The sequence below is a fragment of the Streptomyces sp. NPDC045956 genome (genome assembly GCF_056430705.1).
Window position 1 is genome coordinate 677,311 of the sequence record NZ_JBWKKZ010000003.1, and the last position, 19,219, is coordinate 696,529.

General features: G+C 73.2%; 17 protein-coding genes. 10 read left to right on the plus strand and 7 right to left on the minus strand.

Annotated elements, in window-relative coordinates:
• Nucleotides 1-30: 30 nt before the first annotated feature.
• The gene (locus AC07FV_RS11945) at nucleotides 31-1,761 is read left to right on the plus strand and encodes a BCCT family transporter (RefSeq protein WP_479086593.1); all 1,731 of its coding nucleotides are present in this window, start codon (nucleotides 31-33) and stop codon (nucleotides 1,759-1,761) included.
• Nucleotides 1,762-1,854: 93 nt separating this feature from the next.
• Here AC07FV_RS11945 and AC07FV_RS11950 read toward each other — a convergent pair whose 3' ends face one another.
• Nucleotides 1,855-2,808, minus strand: coding sequence for an FAD-dependent oxidoreductase (locus AC07FV_RS11950; RefSeq protein WP_479086595.1), 954 nt, complete (start codon nucleotides 2,806-2,808; stop codon nucleotides 1,855-1,857).
• Nucleotides 2,809-2,874: 66 nt separating this feature from the next.
• Here AC07FV_RS11950 and AC07FV_RS11955 point away from each other — a divergent pair, with 66 nt between their 5' ends.
• Both AC07FV_RS11955 and AC07FV_RS11960 read left to right on the plus strand, forming a co-directional pair.
• Entirely contained in the window at nucleotides 2,875-3,906 is a 1,032-nt protein-coding gene (locus tag AC07FV_RS11955) for an oxidoreductase (protein WP_479086597.1), read from the plus strand.
• Between the two features lie 35 nt (nucleotides 3,907-3,941).
• Nucleotides 3,942-5,585 (plus strand): ABC-F family ATP-binding cassette domain-containing protein, encoded by a 1,644-nt coding sequence (locus AC07FV_RS11960; protein ID WP_479086599.1) that lies wholly within the window; start codon nucleotides 3,942-3,944, stop codon nucleotides 5,583-5,585.
• A 31-nt stretch (nucleotides 5,586-5,616) separates the two neighbouring features.
• Here AC07FV_RS11960 and AC07FV_RS11965 read toward each other — a convergent pair whose 3' ends face one another.
• From AC07FV_RS11965 to AC07FV_RS11975, 3 genes are all read right to left on the minus strand, one after another.
• Nucleotides 5,617-7,971, minus strand: coding sequence for a Tex family protein (locus tag AC07FV_RS11965; protein WP_479086600.1), 2,355 nt, complete (start codon nucleotides 7,969-7,971; stop codon nucleotides 5,617-5,619).
• A gap of 115 nt (nucleotides 7,972-8,086) precedes the next feature.
• Entirely contained in the window at nucleotides 8,087-8,218 is a 132-nt protein-coding gene (locus AC07FV_RS11970) for an LPFR motif small protein (RefSeq protein ID WP_252100479.1), read from the minus strand.
• A 95-nt stretch (nucleotides 8,219-8,313) separates the two neighbouring features.
• On the minus strand, nucleotides 8,314-9,183 hold the full coding sequence (locus AC07FV_RS11975) for an SCO6745 family protein (protein WP_479086601.1): 870 nt from the start codon (nucleotides 9,181-9,183) through the stop codon (nucleotides 8,314-8,316).
• A gap of 136 nt (nucleotides 9,184-9,319) precedes the next feature.
• On the opposite strand from AC07FV_RS11975, the gene AC07FV_RS11980 reads away from it, so the two are divergent.
• Together AC07FV_RS11980 and AC07FV_RS11985 are read left to right on the plus strand one after the other, a co-directional pair.
• Nucleotides 9,320-10,348 carry a GlxA family transcriptional regulator gene (locus AC07FV_RS11980; RefSeq protein WP_479086603.1) on the plus strand — a complete coding sequence of 343 codons (1,029 nt, stop codon included), beginning with the start codon at nucleotides 9,320-9,322 and terminating at the stop codon, nucleotides 10,346-10,348.
• A gap of 117 nt (nucleotides 10,349-10,465) precedes the next feature.
• Nucleotides 10,466-11,101, plus strand: a complete 636-nt coding sequence (locus tag AC07FV_RS11985; RefSeq protein ID WP_479086604.1) for a DJ-1/PfpI family protein — start codon at nucleotides 10,466-10,468, stop codon at nucleotides 11,099-11,101.
• On the opposite strand, the gene AC07FV_RS11990 is transcribed toward AC07FV_RS11985, so the two are convergent.
• Complete coding sequence (locus tag AC07FV_RS11990) at nucleotides 11,088-11,855, minus strand: enoyl-CoA hydratase/isomerase family protein (protein WP_479086606.1); 768 nt, start codon at nucleotides 11,853-11,855, stop codon at nucleotides 11,088-11,090. The two genes, AC07FV_RS11985 and AC07FV_RS11990, sit on opposite strands and share 14 nt — an antisense overlap.
• Nucleotides 11,856-12,059: 204 nt before the next feature.
• Here AC07FV_RS11990 and AC07FV_RS11995 point away from each other — a divergent pair, with 204 nt between their 5' ends.
• Nucleotides 12,060-12,512, plus strand: coding sequence for an ATP-binding protein (locus tag AC07FV_RS11995; protein WP_479086607.1), 453 nt, complete (start codon nucleotides 12,060-12,062; stop codon nucleotides 12,510-12,512).
• A gap of 7 nt (nucleotides 12,513-12,519) precedes the next feature.
• On the opposite strand, the gene idi is transcribed toward AC07FV_RS11995, so the two are convergent.
• Both idi and AC07FV_RS12005 read right to left on the minus strand, forming a co-directional pair.
• Nucleotides 12,520-13,113: an isopentenyl-diphosphate Delta-isomerase gene (idi, locus tag AC07FV_RS12000; protein ID WP_479086609.1), complete on the minus strand. Its 594-nt coding sequence runs from the start codon at nucleotides 13,111-13,113 to the stop codon at nucleotides 12,520-12,522.
• A gap of 297 nt (nucleotides 13,114-13,410) precedes the next feature.
• Nucleotides 13,411-14,349, minus strand: coding sequence for a cation diffusion facilitator family transporter (locus AC07FV_RS12005; RefSeq protein ID WP_479086611.1), 939 nt, complete (start codon nucleotides 14,347-14,349; stop codon nucleotides 13,411-13,413).
• Nucleotides 14,350-14,813: 464 nt separating this feature from the next.
• Between AC07FV_RS12005 and AC07FV_RS12010 the strand changes: the two genes are divergently transcribed.
• Genes AC07FV_RS12010 through AC07FV_RS12025 form a run of 4 tightly spaced genes read left to right on the plus strand, consistent with a single transcriptional unit; the run spans nucleotide 14,814 to nucleotide 19,213 of the window.
• Nucleotides 14,814-16,658 carry a DUF5941 domain-containing protein gene (locus AC07FV_RS12010; RefSeq protein WP_479086612.1) on the plus strand — a complete coding sequence of 615 codons (1,845 nt, stop codon included), beginning with the start codon at nucleotides 14,814-14,816 and terminating at the stop codon, nucleotides 16,656-16,658.
• On the plus strand, nucleotides 16,655-17,407 hold the full coding sequence (locus AC07FV_RS12015; RefSeq protein ID WP_479086613.1) for a phosphocholine cytidylyltransferase family protein: 753 nt from the start codon (nucleotides 16,655-16,657) through the stop codon (nucleotides 17,405-17,407). The genes AC07FV_RS12010 and AC07FV_RS12015 overlap by 4 nt, the downstream gene beginning before the upstream one ends.
• Nucleotides 17,395-18,456: an iron-containing alcohol dehydrogenase family protein gene (locus tag AC07FV_RS12020; RefSeq protein WP_479086614.1), complete on the plus strand. Its 1,062-nt coding sequence runs from the start codon at nucleotides 17,395-17,397 to the stop codon at nucleotides 18,454-18,456. The genes AC07FV_RS12015 and AC07FV_RS12020 overlap by 13 nt, the downstream gene beginning before the upstream one ends.
• Nucleotides 18,434-19,213 (plus strand): CDP-alcohol phosphatidyltransferase family protein, encoded by a 780-nt coding sequence (locus AC07FV_RS12025; protein ID WP_383643689.1) that lies wholly within the window; start codon nucleotides 18,434-18,436, stop codon nucleotides 19,211-19,213. Before AC07FV_RS12020 ends, AC07FV_RS12025 begins: the two co-directional genes overlap by 23 nt.
• The last annotated feature ends 6 nt before the right edge of the window (nucleotides 19,214-19,219 follow it).

Genomic DNA, 19,219 nt, shown 5'->3' on the forward strand with positions numbered 1-19,219 from the left:
TCAGCCTCACCGACGTGAAAGGTGCCACCTGTGACGCAGGACCGACCGAGCGACAAGGAACACCACGAGAGAGGCACGCTTCCGGGTGCGGAAGCGGGCCTCCCGGGGCAGGAGCGCAAGCCCCGTACCGACTGGATCGTCTTCGGCGTCACAGCGGCCCTGACCCTCGCCTTCGTCATCTGGGGCGCCGCCGGCACCGATTCGCTGGAGGACGCCTCCGGCACGATGCTGAGCGGCCTGATGCACAACGGCGGCTGGGCTTTCGTCCTGGCCGCCTCGGGGTTCGTCGTCTTCGCCCTCTGGCTCGCGGCCAGCCGCTACGGCCGCATCCACCTCGGGGCCGAGGGCGAGCAGCCCGAGTTCCGCACGGTGTCCTGGGTCGCGATGATGTTCAGCGCGGGCATGGGCATCGGTCTGATGTTCTGGGGCGTGAGCGAGCCGCTGGCGCACTTCGACACCGCCCCGCCCGGGACCAGCCCCGCCGACACCGGCGACCGCATGGCCACGGCCATGGCGACCACCCTGTTCCACTGGACCCTCCATCCGTGGGCCATCTACGCGGTCGTGGGCCTCGGCATCGCCTACAGCACCTTCCGCAGGCGGCGCCGCCAGACCATCAGCGCCGTCTTCACCCCCCTCATCGGCGAGCGGCACGCCAACGGCGTCAGCGGCCGGGTCATCGACATCCTGGCCATCATCGCGACGGTCTTCGGCTCCGCTGCCTCGCTGGGCCTCGGCGCCCTGCAGATCGGCTCCGGCGTCGAGAAGCTCGACTGGATGGACAAGGTCAGCACCGGACTGCTCGTCGGCATCATCGCGGTGCTGACCGTGGCGTTCGTGGCCTCCGCGATCTCCGGTGTGGAGAAGGGCATCCAGTGGCTGTCCAACACCAACATGGTGCTGGCCCTGCTGCTCGTGGTGTTCGTCTTCGTCGCGGGCCCGACCATCCTCATCCTCGACCTGCTGCCGACCTCGCTCTTCACCTACCTGGGCGACCTGCCCGCGATGGCCGGCCGCACCGAGATCAGCGGCGGCGAGGGCGTGGCGGACTGGCTGAGCAGCTGGACCGTCTTCTACTGGGCCTGGTGGATCTCCTGGACGCCCTTCGTCGGCATGTTCATCGCCCGCATCAGCCGGGGCCGGACCATCCGTCAGTTCATCGGCGGCGTCATCCTCGTCCCCAGCACCGTCAGCCTGATCTGGTTCGCGATCTTCGGCGGCTCGGCGATGCGGCTCCAGGAGCAGAACCGGCTCGGCGACGAGACGACCCCCGAGGGCCGGCTCTTCGCCGTGCTCCAGGAGTACCCCATCGCCACCGTCACCAGCCTGCTGGTGATGATCCTCGTCGGCATCTTCTTCGTCTCGGGCGCCGACGCGGCCTCCATCGTGATGGGCACCCTCTCGCAGAAGGGCGCGCTCGAACCCAGCCGCTGGGTGGTGGTGTTCTGGGGCGTGGTGACCGGAGCGGTCGCCGCCATCATGCTCCTGGTCGGCAGCGGCGAGGGGGACGCGCTGACCGGACTGCAGAACCTCACGATCCTCGCGGCGGCGCCCTTCGTCATCGTGATGATCTTCATGTGCGTCGCCCTCATGCGCGACCTGCGCCGCGACCCCCTCATCGTGCGCGGCGAGATGGCCTCCGAGGCCGTGGAACTGGCCGTCATCGAGGGCCACAAGCAGTACGAGGGCGACTTCGAGATCCGCATCGGTCCGGGGCCCGGCACCGACGTGGAGGGCGACCCCATCGGCAAGCACCACTGAGCGGACCCCGGTGTCCGGCCCGGCGACGGAACGCCGGCCGGCAGCGGGGGAGCGGCGAGGGGCCGGCACGCGCACGCGTGCCGGCCCCTCGCGTCAGCCGGTGGCCAGCTCGGCGGCCTCCCGTGCGCAGCCCCAGGCCACGGTGACGCCCCCGCCGCCGTGCCCGTAGTTGTGGACCAGCAGCCTCCCGTCGGGGAGCGGCTCGCGCTCCAGCCGCACCGCGTCCCGCGCCGGACGCAGCCCCACCAGGTGGCCCAGCACCCGCGCCCCGGCGATCTCCGGCCGCAGCGCCGCGCACCGCCGCACGATCGCCTCCGCGACCGCGGGGTCGGGCTCCGCCGACCAGGCGTCCTCCTCGGCCGTACCGCCCAGGACCAGCCGGCCGGGCTGCGGGAAGAAGTACGCCATCTCCCCGGACACGGGATCGGTGGAGACCGTCCAGGTCCGGATGCCGGGGTTCGCCACGACGACCAGCTGCCCGCGCACCGGACGCACGGACGGGTCCGGGACCAGCTCCCGGGCCCCCAGCCCCGTGCAGTTGACGACCACCGGCGCCCCGGCCTCCGCCAGATCGGTCACCGCGCGGGTCTCCACCACACCGCCCGCGGCCACCAACCGCTCCCGCAGCCACGGCAGATGAGCCGACATGTCGATGAGCGGCAGGCGCGCCCACAGCCCCGACCCGCCGTACTCCCGCGCGGTCGCCGCGCGCAGCCCCGGCAGCCGCGCGGCCGCCCAGGTGTCCACGTCGTCCGGGCCGGTCTCGCCCAGCACCCCCTCGACCAGCCGTACGCCGGTCTCCTCGGGCCGCCGCGCCAGGTCCTCGTACACGTCCAGCGAGTGCAGCGCCCACGCACGCGCCAGGGCGACCGGCTTCACGCGGTACGGCCACCAGAGCGCGCCCGCGACCGCGGAGGTGGTCCGCTCGGCGGGCTCCCGCGTCCACAACCGCACCCGCCTGCCCCGCTCGGCGAGGACGACGGCCGTCGTCAGCCCGGCCACCCCGCCGCCGACGACGACGATCTCGGCATCCCGTCCGGTATCCACACCGGGACGTTAGCGGAACATGTCATGCCGTGCGCAGAGCGGCTCCGCCCTGGGAAGACTCACCGCATGGCTGTCGAGTACGCGACCTTCGGGCTGGCACCGGCGATGCGGGCCGGGGGAGTGCTCGCCGACGGCGACTACCAGGTCCACCGCGATTTCCTGGACTTCGTCGTCGACGGACGTCCCCTGCTGTTCCGCCTCTGCGACCTGGACGCCGTCTCCCCGCTCGCCTCCGACGTCCCTCCCGCGATCTTCGCCGCGCAGGTCCGCGGCCTGCTCCTGGAGACCGGCGCACCCCTGCCCGGCGGCCGGTACGTCCTCTACGGCTGCCCCGAGTGCGAGGACCTGGCCTGCGGCGCGGTGACCGCCGTGATCCTGCGGGACGGCGACGACTTCGTCTGGCGCGACTTCGCCTGGCAGACCGGCGAACACGCCGACCTGGAACGCGACGGCTACCACGGCATCGGCCCGTACCGCTTCCCCGGCGCCGAGTACCGCGCGGCCCTCGCCCCCCTGCTCGACGGCACCGCGCGCCCCGCCCGCCGGGTCCTGCTGATCGGCGCCCGCGCCGCGCTGCCCGCCCGGCTCGCCGCCGCGCTGCGCACCATCGGCGTCGGCGCCGACATCACCGAGGACGCCGGCGCGGTGCCCGCCGAGGAGCTCCGGGCCTACGGCGCCGTCGTCCTCGGTGACGCGGTCCCGGACGAGAAGCGCACGGCCGTACGCCGGGCCTTCGCCGACGCCGGGGTGGACGTGGCCGAGGTCGACGCCGCGGCCCCGATCGTTCCGCTGCTCGTCGCCCAGGTCGAACACGCCCTGGGCGGCGGCCCGTCCGGGCGGCACCGGCTGGCCCGTCTGACGGCGACCGGCGCCGCGGCGGACGTCGAGGTCACCTCGCCCTGCCGGGTGCGGCTCACCGCGTACCGCCTCGACCGCCTCCACCGCACCCGCACCCACGAGGTCTTCGACGGGGTCCTCGAACCGGGCGGCCACCGCGTCCCCCTGGACGCCGGGGCGGTCAAGGGGGAGGCCTACCTGGTGGCGCGGGCGCCGGGGAGCGTCCTGGTCACGGCGGTGAGGCACGGGACGCCCGGGTGAGCGGACCCCGGCGCGCCGGTAAAATCCACGGTCTGATGACTGCCACCCTCGTCGCCAAGAACCTCGCCGCCGGCCACGGCGACCGCGCCCTGTTCACCGGACTCGACCTCGTCGTCGCCCCCGGCGACGTGATCGGTCTCGTCGGAGCCAACGGCGCGGGCAAGTCCACCCTCCTGCGGCTGCTGGCCGGACTGACCGCGCCGGAACAGGGCGAGCTGCGCCTCTCCCCGCCGGCCGCCACCGTCGGCCACCTCCCGCAGGAGCCCGAGCGCCGGCCAGGCGAGACGGTCCGGGCCTTCCTCGCCCGCCGCACCGGTGTCACCGAGGCCCAGCGCGTCATGGACGAGGCCACCCAGGCCCTGGTCGACGGCGCCCCGGGTGCCGACGACGCGTATGCGGGCGCCCTGGAGCGCTGGCTGGGACTGGGCGGCGCCGACCTCGACGACCGCGCCGAGGAGACCGCCGCCGCGCTGGGCCTCACGGTGGACCTGGACCAGCCGATGACGGCGCTCTCCGGCGGCCAGGCGGCCCGGGCCGGCCTCGCCTCCCTGCTGCTCTCCCGCTACGACGTCTTCCTGCTCGACGAGCCGACCAACGACCTCGACCTGGACGGCCTGGAACGCCTCGAACGCTTCGTGACCGGCCTGCGCGCCGGCACCGTCGTCGTCAGCCACGACCGCGAGTTCCTCACCCGCACCGTCACCAAGGTCCTCGAACTCGACCTCGCCCAGCGGCAGATCAATCTCTACGGCGGCGGCTACGAGGCCTACCTGGAGGAACGCGAGGTGGCCCGCCGGCACGCCCGCGACGACTACGAGGAGTACGCCGACCGGCGGGCGGCCCTCCAGGACCGGGCGCAGACGCAGCGCTCCTGGATGGACAAGGGCGTCAAGAACGCCCGGCGCAAGGCCGGTGACAACGACAAGATCGGCCGCAAGTTCCGCAGCGAGTCCAGCGAGAAGCAGGCCGCCAAGGCCCGCCAGACCCAGCGCATGATCGAGCGCCTGGAGGTCGTCGAGGAACCGCGCAAGGAGTGGGACCTGCGGATGGAGATCGCCTCGGCGCCCCGCTCGGGCGCGGTGGTCGCCACCCTGCGCGACGCCGAGGTCCGGCGGGGCGACTTCGTCCTCGGCCCGGTCTCCCTCCAGATCGACTGGGCGGACCGGGTGGCGGTCACCGGGGCCAACGGCGCGGGCAAGTCCACGCTCCTCGCCGCGCTCCTCGGCCGCGTCCCGCTCGACGCCGGCCACGCGGCCCTCGGCTCCGGCGTCCTGCTCGGCGAGGTCGACCAGGCCCGCGCGCTGTTCCACGGCCCCGAGTCGCTGCTCGACGCCTTCCGCACGGCGACCCCGGACACCGAGCCCGCCGAGATCCGCACCCTGCTGGCCAAGTTCGGGCTCAAGGCGGACCACGTGGTGCGCCCGGCGTCGACCCTCTCACCCGGCGAACGCACGCGGGCCGCGCTGGCCCTGCTCCAGGGCGCCGGAGTCAACCTCCTCGTGCTGGACGAGCCGACCAACCACCTGGACCTGCCGGCCATCGAGCAGCTGGAATCGGCCCTGGACGCCTACGAGGGCACGCTCCTGCTGATCACCCACGACCGGCGCATGCTCGACGCGGTGCGCGTGACCCGCCGTCTGGAGGTGTCCGACGGCAAGGTGACGGAGGCGTCCGCGTAACCGCGGCGCACCCCGCCACCCTGCCCGGGGGCTACGCCAGGCCGGCCCGCCGCAGCGCCTCGGCCATCGCCCCGTCGGCGGGGGCCGGCGCGGGCCGCCCCTTCCCGCCCGAGGGCTGCCGCTTCTGCTGCCCCCGCTGCTTGGGCGGCCGTGCGCCGCGTTCGCGCTTCTCCTCGCCCTGGGGAGCCGCTTCGTCGTCCAGCCGCAGCGTCAGCGAGATCCGTTTGCGCGGGATGTCGACGTCCATCACCTTCACCCGGACGATGTCACCGGGCTTCACCACGTCCCGCGGGTCCTTCACGAACGTCTTCGACATCGCGGACACGTGCACCAGCCCGTCCTGGTGCACACCGACGTCCACGAACGCCCCGAACGCCGCGACGTTCGTCACGACACCCTCCAGGACCATCCCGGAGGACAGGTCGGACAGCTTCTCCACGCCTTCCTTGAAGGTGGCCGTCCTGAAGGCGGGCCGCGGGTCGCGCCCGGGCTTCTCCAGTTCCCTGAGGATGTCCGTGACCGTCGGCAGACCGAACGCCTCGTCCACGAAGTGGTCCGGCTTCAGCGAGCGCAGCACGGACGTGTTGCCGATCAGGCCGGCCACCTCCTGGCCGGTGGTCTTCACCATCCGGCGCACCACCGGATACGCCTCCGGGTGCACGCTGGACGCGTCCAGCGGGTCGCTGCCGCCCCGGATCCGCAGGAAGCCCGCGCACTGCTCGTACGCCTTGGGCCCGAGCCGCGGCACCTTCTTCAGCTCGGTCCGCGACGTGAACGGCCCGTTGCTGTCCCGGTGCGCGACGATGTTCTCGGCGAGCCCCGAGGTGATGCCGGAGACCCGGGAGAGCAAGGGGGCCGAGGCGGTGTTGACGTCCACGCCCACGCCGTTCACACAGTCCTCGACGACCGCGTCCAGCGAGCGGGACAGCTTCACCTCGGACAGGTCGTGCTGGTACTGGCCGACGCCGATCGACTTCGGGTCGATCTTCACCAGCTCGGCCAGCGGGTCCTGCAACCGGCGGGCGATCGACACCGCGCCGCGCAGCGAGACGTCCATGTCCGGCAGTTCCTGGGAGGCGAAGGCCGAGGCCGAGTAGACGGAGGCGCCCGCCTCCGAGACCATCACCTTGGTGAGCTTCAGCTCCGGGTGCTTGGCGATGAGTTCCCCGGCGAGCTTGTCCGTCTCGCGGGACGCCGTGCCGTTGCCGATGGCCACCAGCTCCACGGCGTGCCGAGCGGCGAGCCGGGCCAGCTTGGCGATCGCCTCGTCCCAGCGGTTGGCCGGGACGTGCGGGTGGATCACGTCCGTGGCCACGACCTTGCCGGTCGCGTCGACCACGGCGACCTTCACACCGGTACGGAAGCCCGGGTCCAGGCCGAGCGTGGCGCGGGTGCCGGCCGGCGCGGCCAGCAGCAGGTCCCGCAGGTTCGCGGCGAAGACGTTCACGGCCTCGTCCTCGGCGGCCGTGCGCAGCCGGAGCCTGAGGTCGATGCCGAGGTGGACGAGGATGCGGGTGCGCCAGGCCCAGCGGACGGTGTCCACGAGCCACTTGTCCCCGGGCCGGCCGCGGTCGGCGATGCCGAAGCGGCTCGCGACGATGCCCTCGTAGGACGACGGGCCGTCGGTGGCCTCCTCGGGCTCCAGGACCAGGTCGAGCACGTCCTCCTTCTCACCGCGCAGCATCGCGAGGATCCGGTGGGAGGGCAGCTCGGTGAAGGGCTCGGCGAAGTCGAAGTAGTCGGCGAACTTGGCGCCCGCCTCCTCCTTGCCCTCCTTCACCTTGGCGGCGAGCCGACCGCGCACCCACATCCGCTCGCGCACCTCGCCGATCAGGTCGGCGTCCTCGGAGAACCGCTCCGTGAGGATCGACCGCGCGCCGTCCAGTGCGGCCTGCGGGTCGGCCACGCCCTTGCCGGCGTCGACGAACGCGGCCGCGGCGGCGAGCGGGTCGACCGACGGGTCGCCGAGCAGGCCCTCGGCGAGCGGCTCGAGACCGGCCTCGCGCGCGATCTGCGCCTTCGTCCGCCGCTTGGGCTTGAACGGAAGGTAGATGTCCTCCAGGCGCGCCTTGGTCTCCGCCGTGCGGATGCGCGCTTCGAGTTCCTCGGTGAGCTTGCCCTGCTCGCGCACCGAGTCGAGGATCGCCGCGCGCCGGTTCTCCAGCTCCCGCAGGTAGCGCAGCCGCTCCTCGAGCGTGCGCAGCTGCGCGTCGTCGAGCATCTCGGTCGCTTCCTTGCGGTAGCGGGCGATGAAGGGCACCGTCGAACCGCCGTCGAGCAGCTCCACCGCGGCCCGCACCTGCCGCTCCCGTACGCCGAGTTCCTCGGCGATCCTGCTCTCGATGGACCTCACGTCGATGGACGCGCTGGACCCGGGTGTCGTCACGATCCCGTACCGCCTTCTCACAGAGGTTGCGCGGCAATTGTGGCAGGTGGCGCCGCCGATCGGGGATCAGGGCGCCACCTGGGCCGGGTCGGGACGGTCGCTTCCGGGCCCGGGATCACACCCTGCGGCTGCGGGTGGAGGACGAGGCCCCGCCGAACAGCCGGGCCACGGCTCGGAACGGAAGCGTCACGACGGTGGCGACGGCGCCGCCGATCTGGCGCAGGACGTCTGCAATGGCACGGAACACGAAAAGCCCCTTTCCTCTCCCGGCCCCTCCGGCCGGGACAGTACGGGTACCTCGTCAGCGGCCGGACATGCCCCCGCGCTCCGCCCGAACCGGTGTCACGCCCTGCCGAGCAGGTCCGCCGGGAAGGCGCCGGCGCCGACCGCGGTACGGGCGAAAGCCGTTGCCAGCTCCGTGAGCCGCGCCACGCCGTCCACGCCGAGGTGCGCGTAGGGGGCGGCGTCCAGCCGGTCCGTCTCCCGTTCGATCTCGTCGCGCAGCGCCGCACCCGCCCCGGTCGGCTCACCGGCCCCGTCGAGCAGCCCGCGCCCGCGCAGCCGCTCCGTCGCGGTGTCCCACTCCTCCCGGCTCCAGCCCCGGGTGATGAAGATCCACTTCGGTGTCATGCCCTTGCCGGTCGCGGTGTGCGTCACCAGCGCCTCCAGGCCGTCCAGTCCCGCGGCCGCCAGCGCGGCGACATGGCCGTCGCCCCGGTGCTCGCGCAGCAGGGTCGCCGCGTGCCAGTACGCCAGGTGCGGTGCCGCGGGCACCGGGAGGTCGGCGTGGGCCGCGTAGAGGGGGCGGGCGCCGCGGGCGCAGCCCTCGGCGGCGCGCAGCGCCAGACCGGCCGCCTCCGACATCTCCGGGGAGGTCAGGATCTCCTCGCCCAGCAGCCGGCGCAGGGTCGCGTCGACGGCCCGCTCCCGTGCCGCCAGGGCCTGTCCCGGCGTGACGGTCTCCCACACGGCGGGGACGTGCCGGGCGACGAGGTCGTGCCGGTAGTTGTAGAAGGCCGCCGTCACGACTCCGGCGCCGACCGGACCCAGCGCGGCGGCGCGTGCCGCGAAGTTGACGGCCCGGGGGTCGGTGACCCCGAGGGCGCCCAGTTCCCGGCCCAGGTCGGGCGAGAAGTAGTGCGTCGAGTGCAGCGTGTTCAGCGCGTTGTGGCAGCGGCGGCCGGCGCGTGCGTCGAGGACGGCGGTTGTCATGCTCCGCACGTTACCAACCGCTCAGTACGTCCTCCAGGCCCGGTGCCCCGTCCCTTCCGCGCACCGCCAGCGGCATGGCAGGAAAGGTGGGAAACTCGTCATTGCGGCCATCGCCGTGCGGGCGCACCATCAAGGCATGGCGCAGCGAACCGTCCTCCTCGTCCTGTTCGACGACGTCCAGAGTCTCGATGTCACCGGCCCTGTGGAGGTCTTCGCGGGCGCCGAGAAGCACACGCCGGGGACCTACCGCATCCGCACCGCCTCGCTGGACGGAGCCCCGGTGCGCACGTCCAGCGGCCTGACCGTCGTACCCGACCAGGCGCTCGCCGCGGCGTCCGGTCCCGACACCCTGATCGTCCCCGGCGGCCAGGGGACCCGGGATGCCGATCCGCGCCTGATCGAGTGGCTGCGGGGACAGGGGCCGCGCGCCCGGCGCCTGGTCTCCGTCTGCACCGGGGCGATCCTGCTCGCCCGGGCGGGCCTGCTCGACGGCCGCCGCGCCACCACCCACTGGGCCTACTGCGACCGGCTCGCCCGCGACCACCCGGCCGTGGACGTCGACCCCGACCCGATCTACGTCCGCGACGGCCAGGTCGCCACGTCCGCCGGGGTCACCTCCGGCATCGATCTCGCCCTGGCCCTGGTGGAGGAGGACCTGGACCGGGAGACGGCCCTGACCATCGCCCGCCACCTGGTCGTGTTCCTGCGCCGGCCCGGGAACCAGGCCCAGTTCAGCGCCCAGCTCGCCGCCCAGACCGCACGCCGCGAGCCCCTGCGGGAAGTGCAGCGGTGGATCACCGAGCACCCCGGCGCCGATCTGGGCGTCGAGTCACTCGCCGCCCGCGCGGGCCTCTCGCCCCGCCACTTCGCCCGGGCCTTCCGTGCCGAGACCGGCACGACACCCGGCCGGTACGTCGACCGGGTCAGGATCGAGCACGCCCGCCGGCTCCTGGAGGACACCGGCGCGGGCGTCGACCAGGTCTCCCGGGCCAGCGGTTACGGCACTCCGGAGGCCATGCGCCGCGCCTTCGTCAGGGCCCTCGGAACGGCCCCGGCCGAGTACCGCCGCCGCTTCCGCCCCGCCCCGACAGACCCGCCCCGCGCCGCCCCCGGCGCCGGGCTCACCGGCACCCCCGCGACGCGGGGCCGTCCAGCCGGCGGGTGACCCCGCCCCGTACGCGACACCGGTGACCAGGACCGGAAGCCGGAAGCCCGCAGCGAACCCCCGCCCGGCACCACATCACCCCCGGCCCGCCCGGGACCGCCCACCGGAAGGAACCCCGTGCAGACAGCCATTCTCCTCTTCGACCGCTTCACCGCCCTGGACGCCGTCGGCCCCTACGAGACCCTCGGCCGCCTCCCGGACTCGGAGACGGTCTTCGTCGCCGAACAGGCGGGTCCGGTGCGTACCGACACCGGGAACCTCGCGCTCGTCGCCGACCGGACGCTTGCCGAGGTGCCGGCCCCGGACATCGTCGTCGTGCCGGGCGGCCCCGGCCAGACGGCGCAGATGGAGAACGAGACCCTGCTGGACTGGCTGCGCACCGCCGACACCACCAGCACCTGGACGACCTCGGTCTGCACCGGCTCGCTCCTGCTCGCCGCGGCCGGCCTGCTGGCGGGCCGCCGCGCCACCTCGCACTGGCTGGCCCTGTCCTTCCTCGAACGGTTCGGCGCCGATCCGACCGGCGAGAGGGTGGTCACCGACGGCAAGTACGTCACCGCGGCGGGGGTCTCCTCCGGCATCGACATGGGCCTGACCCTGCTCGGCCGGATCGCCGGCGACGACCACGCCCGGGCGGTCCAGCTGCTGACCGAGTACGACCCGCAGCCGCCCTACGACGCGGGGTCGCCGCAGAAGGCGCCCGCGCACCTCGTGGAGGAGTTCCGCGCCAAGAGCCGGTTCACCCTGACGTAGTCACGCCCGTCGGCGCGCTCCAGTCGAAACGCGGCTGCCTGCGCTCCAGGAAGGCGGCGACGCCCTCTGCGGTGTCGCCGCTGCCGCGGGCCTGCGCGGTCCAGTACGCGTCCCGGTCCGTGCGCCCGTTCGCGAACTCCTTCGCCGCGGCCTGGGTCAGCTGCGAGCGCGACACCAGCAGGCGGGCGAACCGGTCGACCCGCTCGCCGAGTCCGCCCTCCGGCAGCACCTCGTCGACCAGCCCCGTCCGCAGTGCCCGCTGCGCGTCGATCAACTCCCCGGAGAACAGCAGGTACTTCGTGGTGGCCGGCCCGGTCAGCGACACCAGTCGCCGCGTCGACGACGCCGGGTACACCACCCCCAGTTTGGCCGGGGTCACCCCGAACAGCGCGGTCTCCTCGGCGAACCGCAGATCGCAGGCGGCCGCCAACTGCGCCCCACCGCCCACGCAGTGACCGCGGACGGCGGCCAGCGTCGGCTTGGGGAAGGAGGCGAGGGCCTCCTCGGCGCGGACGGCCAGCCCCTGCGCCTCCTCCGCGGACCCCCGCAGCGTCGAGATGTCGGCCCCGGCGCAGAACGTCGCGCCCTCACCGGTGAGCACGAGCACCCGCACCGCCGGATCGTCCGCCAGGGCGTCGAGCAGCGGAGGCAGGGCCCGCCACATCGCGGCGGTCATGGCGTTGCGCTTGGCGGGATGGTGGACGACTACGGTGGCGACCGAGTCGGTGACCCGGTGCAGCAGCTGCGGCTCCATGGCCCGGATGCTATCCGCCGACCGGGGGACCGCACGGACGATGCCGGTGGGACAGGAACGGTCCCACACCTGACCGTGTCATACGCCGATGGTCAGAAGTGTTCGATACCCGCTGACTTGTGTTCACTTTCCCGGGAGGAAGGGACGCGTTACCCAACACTCAGGGGTGTGGTGACAATCGAGCCCAGAGGTGGCGACCGGACGATGGACGAGACCGGGCCCGCCGGGCCGCTGCCGTACGAAGGCGTCTGGCGGTTCACCGCCCCCGCCGTGGACGAGTCGGTCCCGCAGGCGCGGCACGCGGTGCGGGACCTGCTGGTGCGCCAGGGCGTCCCGGTCTCCGAGGACGTGGCCCAGGGCCTGCTCCTGATCGTGTCCGAGCTGGTCACCAACGCCGTCCGGCACGCGGCGGTGCTCTCGCCCGTGCTCGCCGTGGAGGTCGCCGTCGGACCCGAGTGGGTCCGCCTGTCCGTGGAGGACGACCATCCCTACCGCCCGACCGCCCTGGAGACCGATCACGGCCGGACGGGCGGGCGCGGACTGCTCCTGGTCCGGGAGATCACCCGCGAGGCGGGCGGGGCGTGCGACGTCGCCCACACCGCGGGCGGCGGCAAGGTGATCTGGGCCGCCCTGCCGCTCGAACCCGCCCTGCGCTAGACCGGGCTCACCAGCCGGCCGACGGTCCCGTCAGCTCGCGGACGGCGGGCCGGGCCGCGTCCAGCACCGTCATGAACCAGGCGGAGAAGGTGTCCCTCCCGTGCCGCTCGATCAGCTCGGCCGCAGACACCAGGGCCGTCTCGGCCACCTCCTCCGGGTCGGGCCGCGGCGGCGCCTGCACCAGACCCACGAAGAGGTGGTTGTACTCCTGCTCCACCAGCCCCGAGGCCGGGTCCGGGTGGTTGTAGCGGACCGTGCCGGCCTCGGCGAGCAACGACGGGGAGACGCCCAGCTCCTCGTACGTCCGCCGGGCCGCCGCCGCGAAGGGCGCCTCACCGGGGTAGGGATGACCGCAGCAGGTGTTGGACCACACACCGGGGGAGTGGTACTTGCCGAGCGCCCGCTGCTGGAGCAGCAGCCGCCCCCGCTCGTCGAACAGGAACACGGAGAACGCGCGGTGCAGCCGTCCGGGCGGCTGGTGCGCGGAGAGCTTCTCCGCGGTGCCGATCGTGACGCCGTCCTCGTCGACCAGTTCCAGCAAAATCGCGTCTGCGGTGCCGTTCGACGAGTTGTGCGTCGCGGTGGCAGGAGTGATCGGCATACCCATCCTTCACATCGGTCCTCGCGCCCCAAGTGTGCCGTACGAATCCGGCACTCTCGGCACTTCCCGGCACTCCGCATGTCCCGCTGCGGCGCGGGCGGCGGTCGTGACCGGTCGGACGCCGAGGCGGGGCCCGAAGGTTGATCGTTCCCGACCGCCGGGCCGGGAACCGCGCGGAGGCGTCACCGGGCCGAGTCCCCGGGAGACAGGGAGCGGTCGACCGGCGGACGGCTGCGCGGACCGGCGCGTTCCCTCCCGCACGCGCCCCCTTCGACCGCGCGCCGGGGACGCGGCGGCTCAGTGGCACAACCGCGCCTCGTGCTCCGCGTGGCCGCCGGGCTCCAGCTGGAAGGTGCAGTGCTCCACGTCGAAGTGGTCGCCGAGGCAGCCCTGAAGCTCGTGGAGCATCTTCTCGTGGCCGATCGCGCTCAGTGCCTCGCCGCTGACCACCACGTGGGCGGAGAGCACCGGCAGGCCCGAGGTGATCGTCCAGGCGTGCAGGTCGTGGACGTCCTCCACCCCGTCCAGCGCCAGTATGTGGGCGCGTACCTCGGCGATGTCCACGCCCTTGGGCGCGGCCTCCAGCAGCACGTCCAGGGTCTCGCGGAGCAGGCGCCAGGTCCGCGGCACGATCATCACGCCGATGACCAGCGAGGCGATCGGGTCCGCCGCCTGCCAGCCGGTGGCCAGGATCACCAGCGCCGAGACGATCACGGTCACCGAGCCCAGCGCGTCGGCCGCCACCTCCAGGAAGGCGCCCCGCACGTTCAGGCTCTCCTTCTGGCCCCGCATCAGCAGGGTCAGCGAGACCGTGTTGGCGACCAGGCCGATCACGCCGAACACGACGGTCAGCCCGCCCTCGGTGTCGACAGGTGTGAGGAAGCGCTCGATCGCCTCGAACAGGACGTAGCCGCCGACGCCGAGCAGCAGCACGCAGTTGGCCAGGGCCGCGAGGATCTCCGCCCGGGCGAAGCCGAAGGTGCGCCGGTCGCTCGGGGGCCGGCTCGCGAAGTGGACGGCGAGCAGCGCCATGCCGAGTCCCAGGGCGTCGGTCGCCATGTGCGCGGCGTCGGCGACCAGGGCGAGCGAGTCCGCGAGCATGCCGCCGACGATCTGGACCACCATGACGAAGAGCGTGATCGCCAGCGCCACCCGGAGCCTGCCCCGGTACGCGGCGGTCGCCGTGCCCCCGGCGCGCGCCCCGTGCGCATGCCCGTGATCGTGCCCAGCCCCCATGAGAAGCCGCCTCCGTGTCCTCGCCACCGGTGTCCGGCTCACAGTCAACTACGGGCGGGGGGTATCGGGCAACGCGGCACTGAACACCGTTGTCATCTGCTCTGACCTGCGGAAACGTTGTGCAGGTCAGAGCGTTCGAAGATGCGGGAGAGGCATGCCCGAGCGGCGGTCGAGTGCCGCCGCCCGCCCGGCGCGATGACCCTCCGTACCCACCGTCGGACGCTTCGCGATGTCCGCGATGCCCGGTCTGGGAGCGCGGTTTGTGGGGCGGGGCCCGCATCCACGATGATGATCGCGGCAAAGACGGGTGCACGGGTGCCGACCGACCGTGAAACGGGCGGTGAACACGGCGTTCGGGGCATCCGATAACCTCTGCCGACATGCCGCCCGGGTGCCGCAGGCGCGGGCGTCCCACCATGCACAGGACCGGCGCCCCGGGCGTCGGCACCAGGGAGTGAGTTCGGTTGCCGACCGCCATCCTCACCGGTCAGCCGGTCCCCGGTTCGTCGATCGAGAGCGAGCTGCGGTCCCTGGGCTTCGAGGTGCGTGCCGCCTCCGGTGCGGCCGACGCCGAGCTGCTGCTCGCCCAGGTGTCCGCCGGAGAGCGGGTCGCCCTGGTCGACGCCCGCTTCGTCGGCCACCTGCACTCCCTGCGCCTGGGCCTCACCGACCCCCGCTTCCCGCTCGCCGCGGTCCCGGGTGCCGTGACCGCGCGGCCGGAGGCCCGCCAGGCCCTCACCCGCGCGATGGCCCGCGAGAACCTCGCCGTCGGCGGCCCCGCACCCGCGAGGGCGGGCGAAGGGAACCCGCAGAGCCTCCCCGACCGGATCACCGCCTCCCTCGACGCCGACGGCGCCGACGTGCACCGGCCCGAGCTGGGCAGCCTCGTCGCCGCCGTCCCCGCGGACCCGCAGGCCCGCAACGAGGCACGGCAGTCCGTCGCCGCCGTCGACGACGAGGCCGTACGCCTGAAGTCGGCCGTGAAGGCCCGCGACGGCTTCGTCACCACCTTCTTCATCAGCCCCTACTCCCGCTACATCGCCCGCTGGTGCGCGCGCCGCGGACTGACCCCCAACCAGGTCACCACCGCCTCGCTGATCACCGCGCTCATAGCGGCGGCCTGCGCGGCCACCGGCACCCGCGGCGGCTTCGTCGCCGCCGGCGTCCTGCTCATCGCCTCCTTCGTCCTGGACTGCACCGACGGGCAGCTGGCCCGCTACTCCCTGCAGTACTCCACGCTCGGCGCCTGGCTGGACGCCACCTTCGACCGGGCCAAGGAGTACGCCTACTACGCGGGCCTCGCCCTGGGCGCCGCCCGCGGCGGCGACGACGTGTGGGCCCTCGCCCTCGGCGCGATGATCCTCCAGACCTGCCGGCACGTCGTCGACTTCTCCTTCAACGAGGCGAACGTCGACAGCACGGCCGCCGCGGCCAACACCAGCCCCACCGCCGCCCTCTCCGACAGGCTCGACAGCGTCGGCTGGACGGTCTGGGTGCGCCGCATGATCGTCCTGCCCATCGGTGAACGCTGGGCCATGATCGCCGTGCTGACCGCGGTCACCACCCCGCGCATCACCTTCTACGTGCTGCTCGTCGGCTGCGCCTTCGCCGCCACGTACACCACCGCCGGCCGCCTCCTGCGCTCGCTGACCCGCAAGGCGACGCGCACCGACCGGGCCGCGAAGGCGCTGGCCGACCTCGCCGACTCCGGCCCGCTCGCCGAGGCCGTCGCCGCGGGGCTGCGGGGGCCCGTCCGCCGGCTGCCGGGCTTCACCGCCCCCGCCCTCGCCCTCCTCGGCGGCCTCGCGGTCGTCGTCACGGCGGCGCTCACCGGTTTCGGCGGCTTCTGGCCGGCCGCAGCGGCCGTCGCCTACGTCGTGACCTCCGGTGTCACCGTCGCCCGCCCCCTCAAGGGCGCCCTCGACTGGCTGGTCCCCCCGTTCCTGCGCGCCGCCGAGTACGGCACCGTGCTGGTACTTGCGGCGAAAGCGGACGTGAACGGGGCCCTTCCGGCGGCTTTCGGACTGGTTGCGGCGGTCGCCTACCATCACTACGACACGGTCTACCGCATCCGCGGTGGCGCGGGCGCGCCGCCGCAGTGGCTGGTGCGGACGATCGGGGGGCACGAGGGCCGCACGCTGGTGATCACCGTGCTGGCCGTGCTGCTCACCGCCACCCAGTTCACGCTCGCGCTCACGGTCCTCGCCGTGGCCGTGGCACTCGTGGTGCTCGCCGAGAGCATCCGCTTCTGGGTCGCCGCCCATCAGGGCGGCGCACCCGCCGTACACGACGAAGGAGAACCCGCATGATCGGCCTCGTGCTGGCCGCCGGCGCCGGCCGGCGTCTGCGCCCCTACACCGACACCCTGCCCAAGGCACTGGTGCCGGTCGGCCCCGAGGGTGCGGAGGAGAGCATCACGGTGCTGGACCTGACCCTCGCGAACTTCGCCGAGGTCGGCCTGACCGAGGTCGGGATCATCGTCGGCTACCGCAAGGAGGCCGTGTACGACCGCAAGGAGGCGCTGGAGCAGAAGTACGGCGTCAAGATCACGCTGATCGACAACGACAAGGCCGAGGAGTGGAACAACGCCTACTCCCTGTGGTGCGGCCGTGACGCCCTCAAGGACGGCGTGATCCTCGCCAACGGCGACACCGTGCACCCGGTCTCCGTCGAGAAGACGCTGCTCGCCGCCCGCGGCGACGGCAAGAAGATCATCCTCGCCCTCGACACGGTGAAGAGCCTCGCCGAGGAGGAGATGAAGGTCGTCGTCGACCCCGACAAGGGCGTCCAGCGCATCACCAAGCTGATGGACCCCTCCGAGGCGACCGGCGAGTACATCGGCGTCACCCTCATCGAGGGCGAGGCCGCCGCGGAGCTGGCCGACGCCCTGAGGACGACCTTCGAGCGCGACCCGCAGCTGTACTACGAGGACGGCTACCAGGAGCTGGTCAACCGCGGCTTCAAGATCGACGTGGCGCCGATCGGCGAGGTCAAGTGGGTCGAGATCGACAACCACGACGACCTCGCCAAGGGCAGGGAGATCGCGTGCCAGTACTGACGAGGCTCATCCCGTCGCCGGTCGTCGTGGACATCCGCGCGGGTGCCCTCGACGACCTGGGGTGCGTGCTCGCCGACGAGCGCATCTCCCACTCGGGCAAGCTCGCCGTCGCCGTCAGCGGCGGCTCGGGCGCCCGGCTGCGCGAGCGCGTCGCCCCGTCGCTGCCCGGCGCCGACTGGTTCGAGGTCGGCGGCGGCACCCTGGACGACGCGATCAAGCTGGCCGGCGCGATGAAGGCCGGTCACTACGACGCGGTCGTCGGCCTCGGCGGCGGCAAGATCATCGACTGCGCCAAGTTCGCTGCCGCCCGCATCGGCCTCCCGCTGGTCGCCGTGCCGACCAACCTCGCGCACGACGGCCTGTGCTCGCCGGTCGCCACCCTCGACAACGACGCGGGCCGCGGCTCCTACGGTGTGCCGAACCCGATCGCCGTCGTGATCGACCTGGACGTCATCCGCGAGGCCCCGGTGCGGTTCGTGCGCGCCGGTATCGGCGACGCCGTCTCCAACGTCTCCGCGATCGCGGACTGGGAGCTGGCCAACCGGGTCAAGGGCGAGCGGATCGACGGCCTGGCCGCCGCGATGGCCCGCCAGGCCGGCGAGGCCGTCCTGCGCCACCCGGGAGGCGTCGGCGACAACGACTTCCTCCAGGTGCTCGCCGAGGGCCTGGTCCTGACCGGCATCGCCATGTCGGTCTCCGGTGACTCGCGGCCCGCCTCCGGCGCCTGCCACGAGATCAACCACGCCTTCGACCTGCTCTTCCCCCAGCGCGCGGCCGCCCACGGCGAGCAGTGCGGCCTGGGCGCGGCCTTCGCGATGTTCCTGCGCGGGGCCCACGAGGAGTCCGCCCACATGGCCGAGGTGCTGCGCCGGCACGGGCTTCCGGTACTGCCGGAGGAGATCGGTTTCACCCCGGAGGAGTTCTTCCGGGCCGTGGAGTTCGCCCCGCAGACGCGGCCCGGCCGCTACACGATCCTCGAGCACCTCGACCTCAAAACCGACCAGATCAAGGACCTGTACGCCGACTATGTCAAGGCCATCGGTAGCTGAACTACGTCCGGTCGTCCACCCCGCCGGGGTCAAGGACCGGCGCAGCGGTGAGCACTGGGCGGGACGCCTCTACATGCGCGAGGTCTCGCTGCGGATCGACCGCTACCTGGTGAACACCAGGGTCACGCCCAACCAGCTCACGTACCTGATGACCGTCTGCGGCGTGCTCGCGGCCCCGGCGCTGCTGGTGCCGGGGATCACGGGCGCCGTGCTCGGCGTCGTGGCGGTCCAGCTGTACCTGCTGCTGGACTGCGTCGACGGCGAGGTCGCCCGCTGGAAGAAGCAGTACTCGCTCGGCGGGGTCTACCTGGACCGGGTCGGCGCCTACCTGACGGACGCCGCGGTCCTGGTCGGCCTCGGCCTGCGCGCCGCCGACGTGTGGGGCACCGGCCGGATCGACTGGCTGTGGGCCTTCCTCGGCACCCTGGCCGCGCTCGGCGCCATCCTGATCAAGGCCGAGACCGACCTGGTCGGCGTCGCCCGGCACCAGACGGGCAAGGCGCCGGTCCAGGAGTCCGCGTCCGAGCCGCGCTCCTCCGGCATGGCGCTGGCCCGCCGGGCCGCCGGGGCGCTCAAGTTCCACCGGCTGATCCTCGGCATCGAGGCGTCGCTGCTGATCCTCGTCCTCGCCATCGTCGACGAGAGCCGCGGCGACCTGTTCTTCACCCGCCTCGGCACCGCCGTACTGGCCGGCATCGCGCTGTTGCAGACCCTCCTGCACCTGGTGTCCATCCTCGCCTCCAGCAGGCTGAAGTGAGCGGGG

Excerpts from the sequence above, each read along its gene's own strand:
- AC07FV_RS11980 (WP_479086603.1), top strand. The coding sequence starts at position 9,320 with ATGGCGCAGCGAACCGTCCTCCTCGTCCTGTTCGACGACGTCCAGAGT.
- idi (WP_479086609.1), bottom strand. The coding sequence starts at position 13,113 with ATGCCGATCACTCCTGCCACCGCGACGCACAACTCGTCGAACGGCACC.
- AC07FV_RS11995 (WP_479086607.1), top strand. The coding sequence starts at position 12,060 with ATGGACGAGACCGGGCCCGCCGGGCCGCTGCCGTACGAAGGCGTCTGG.
- AC07FV_RS11955 (WP_479086597.1), top strand. The coding sequence starts at position 2,875 with ATGGCTGTCGAGTACGCGACCTTCGGGCTGGCACCGGCGATGCGGGCC.
- AC07FV_RS11975 (WP_479086601.1), bottom strand. The coding sequence starts at position 9,183 with ATGACAACCGCCGTCCTCGACGCACGCGCCGGCCGCCGCTGCCACAAC.
- AC07FV_RS11960 (WP_479086599.1), top strand. The coding sequence starts at position 3,942 with ATGACTGCCACCCTCGTCGCCAAGAACCTCGCCGCCGGCCACGGCGAC.
- AC07FV_RS12005 (WP_479086611.1), bottom strand. The coding sequence starts at position 14,349 with ATGGGGGCTGGGCACGATCACGGGCATGCGCACGGGGCGCGCGCCGGG.
- AC07FV_RS12025 (WP_383643689.1), top strand. The coding sequence starts at position 18,434 with ATGTCAAGGCCATCGGTAGCTGAACTACGTCCGGTCGTCCACCCCGCC.
- AC07FV_RS11990 (WP_479086606.1), bottom strand. The coding sequence starts at position 11,855 with ATGGAGCCGCAGCTGCTGCACCGGGTCACCGACTCGGTCGCCACCGTA.
- AC07FV_RS12015 (WP_479086613.1), top strand. The coding sequence starts at position 16,655 with ATGATCGGCCTCGTGCTGGCCGCCGGCGCCGGCCGGCGTCTGCGCCCC.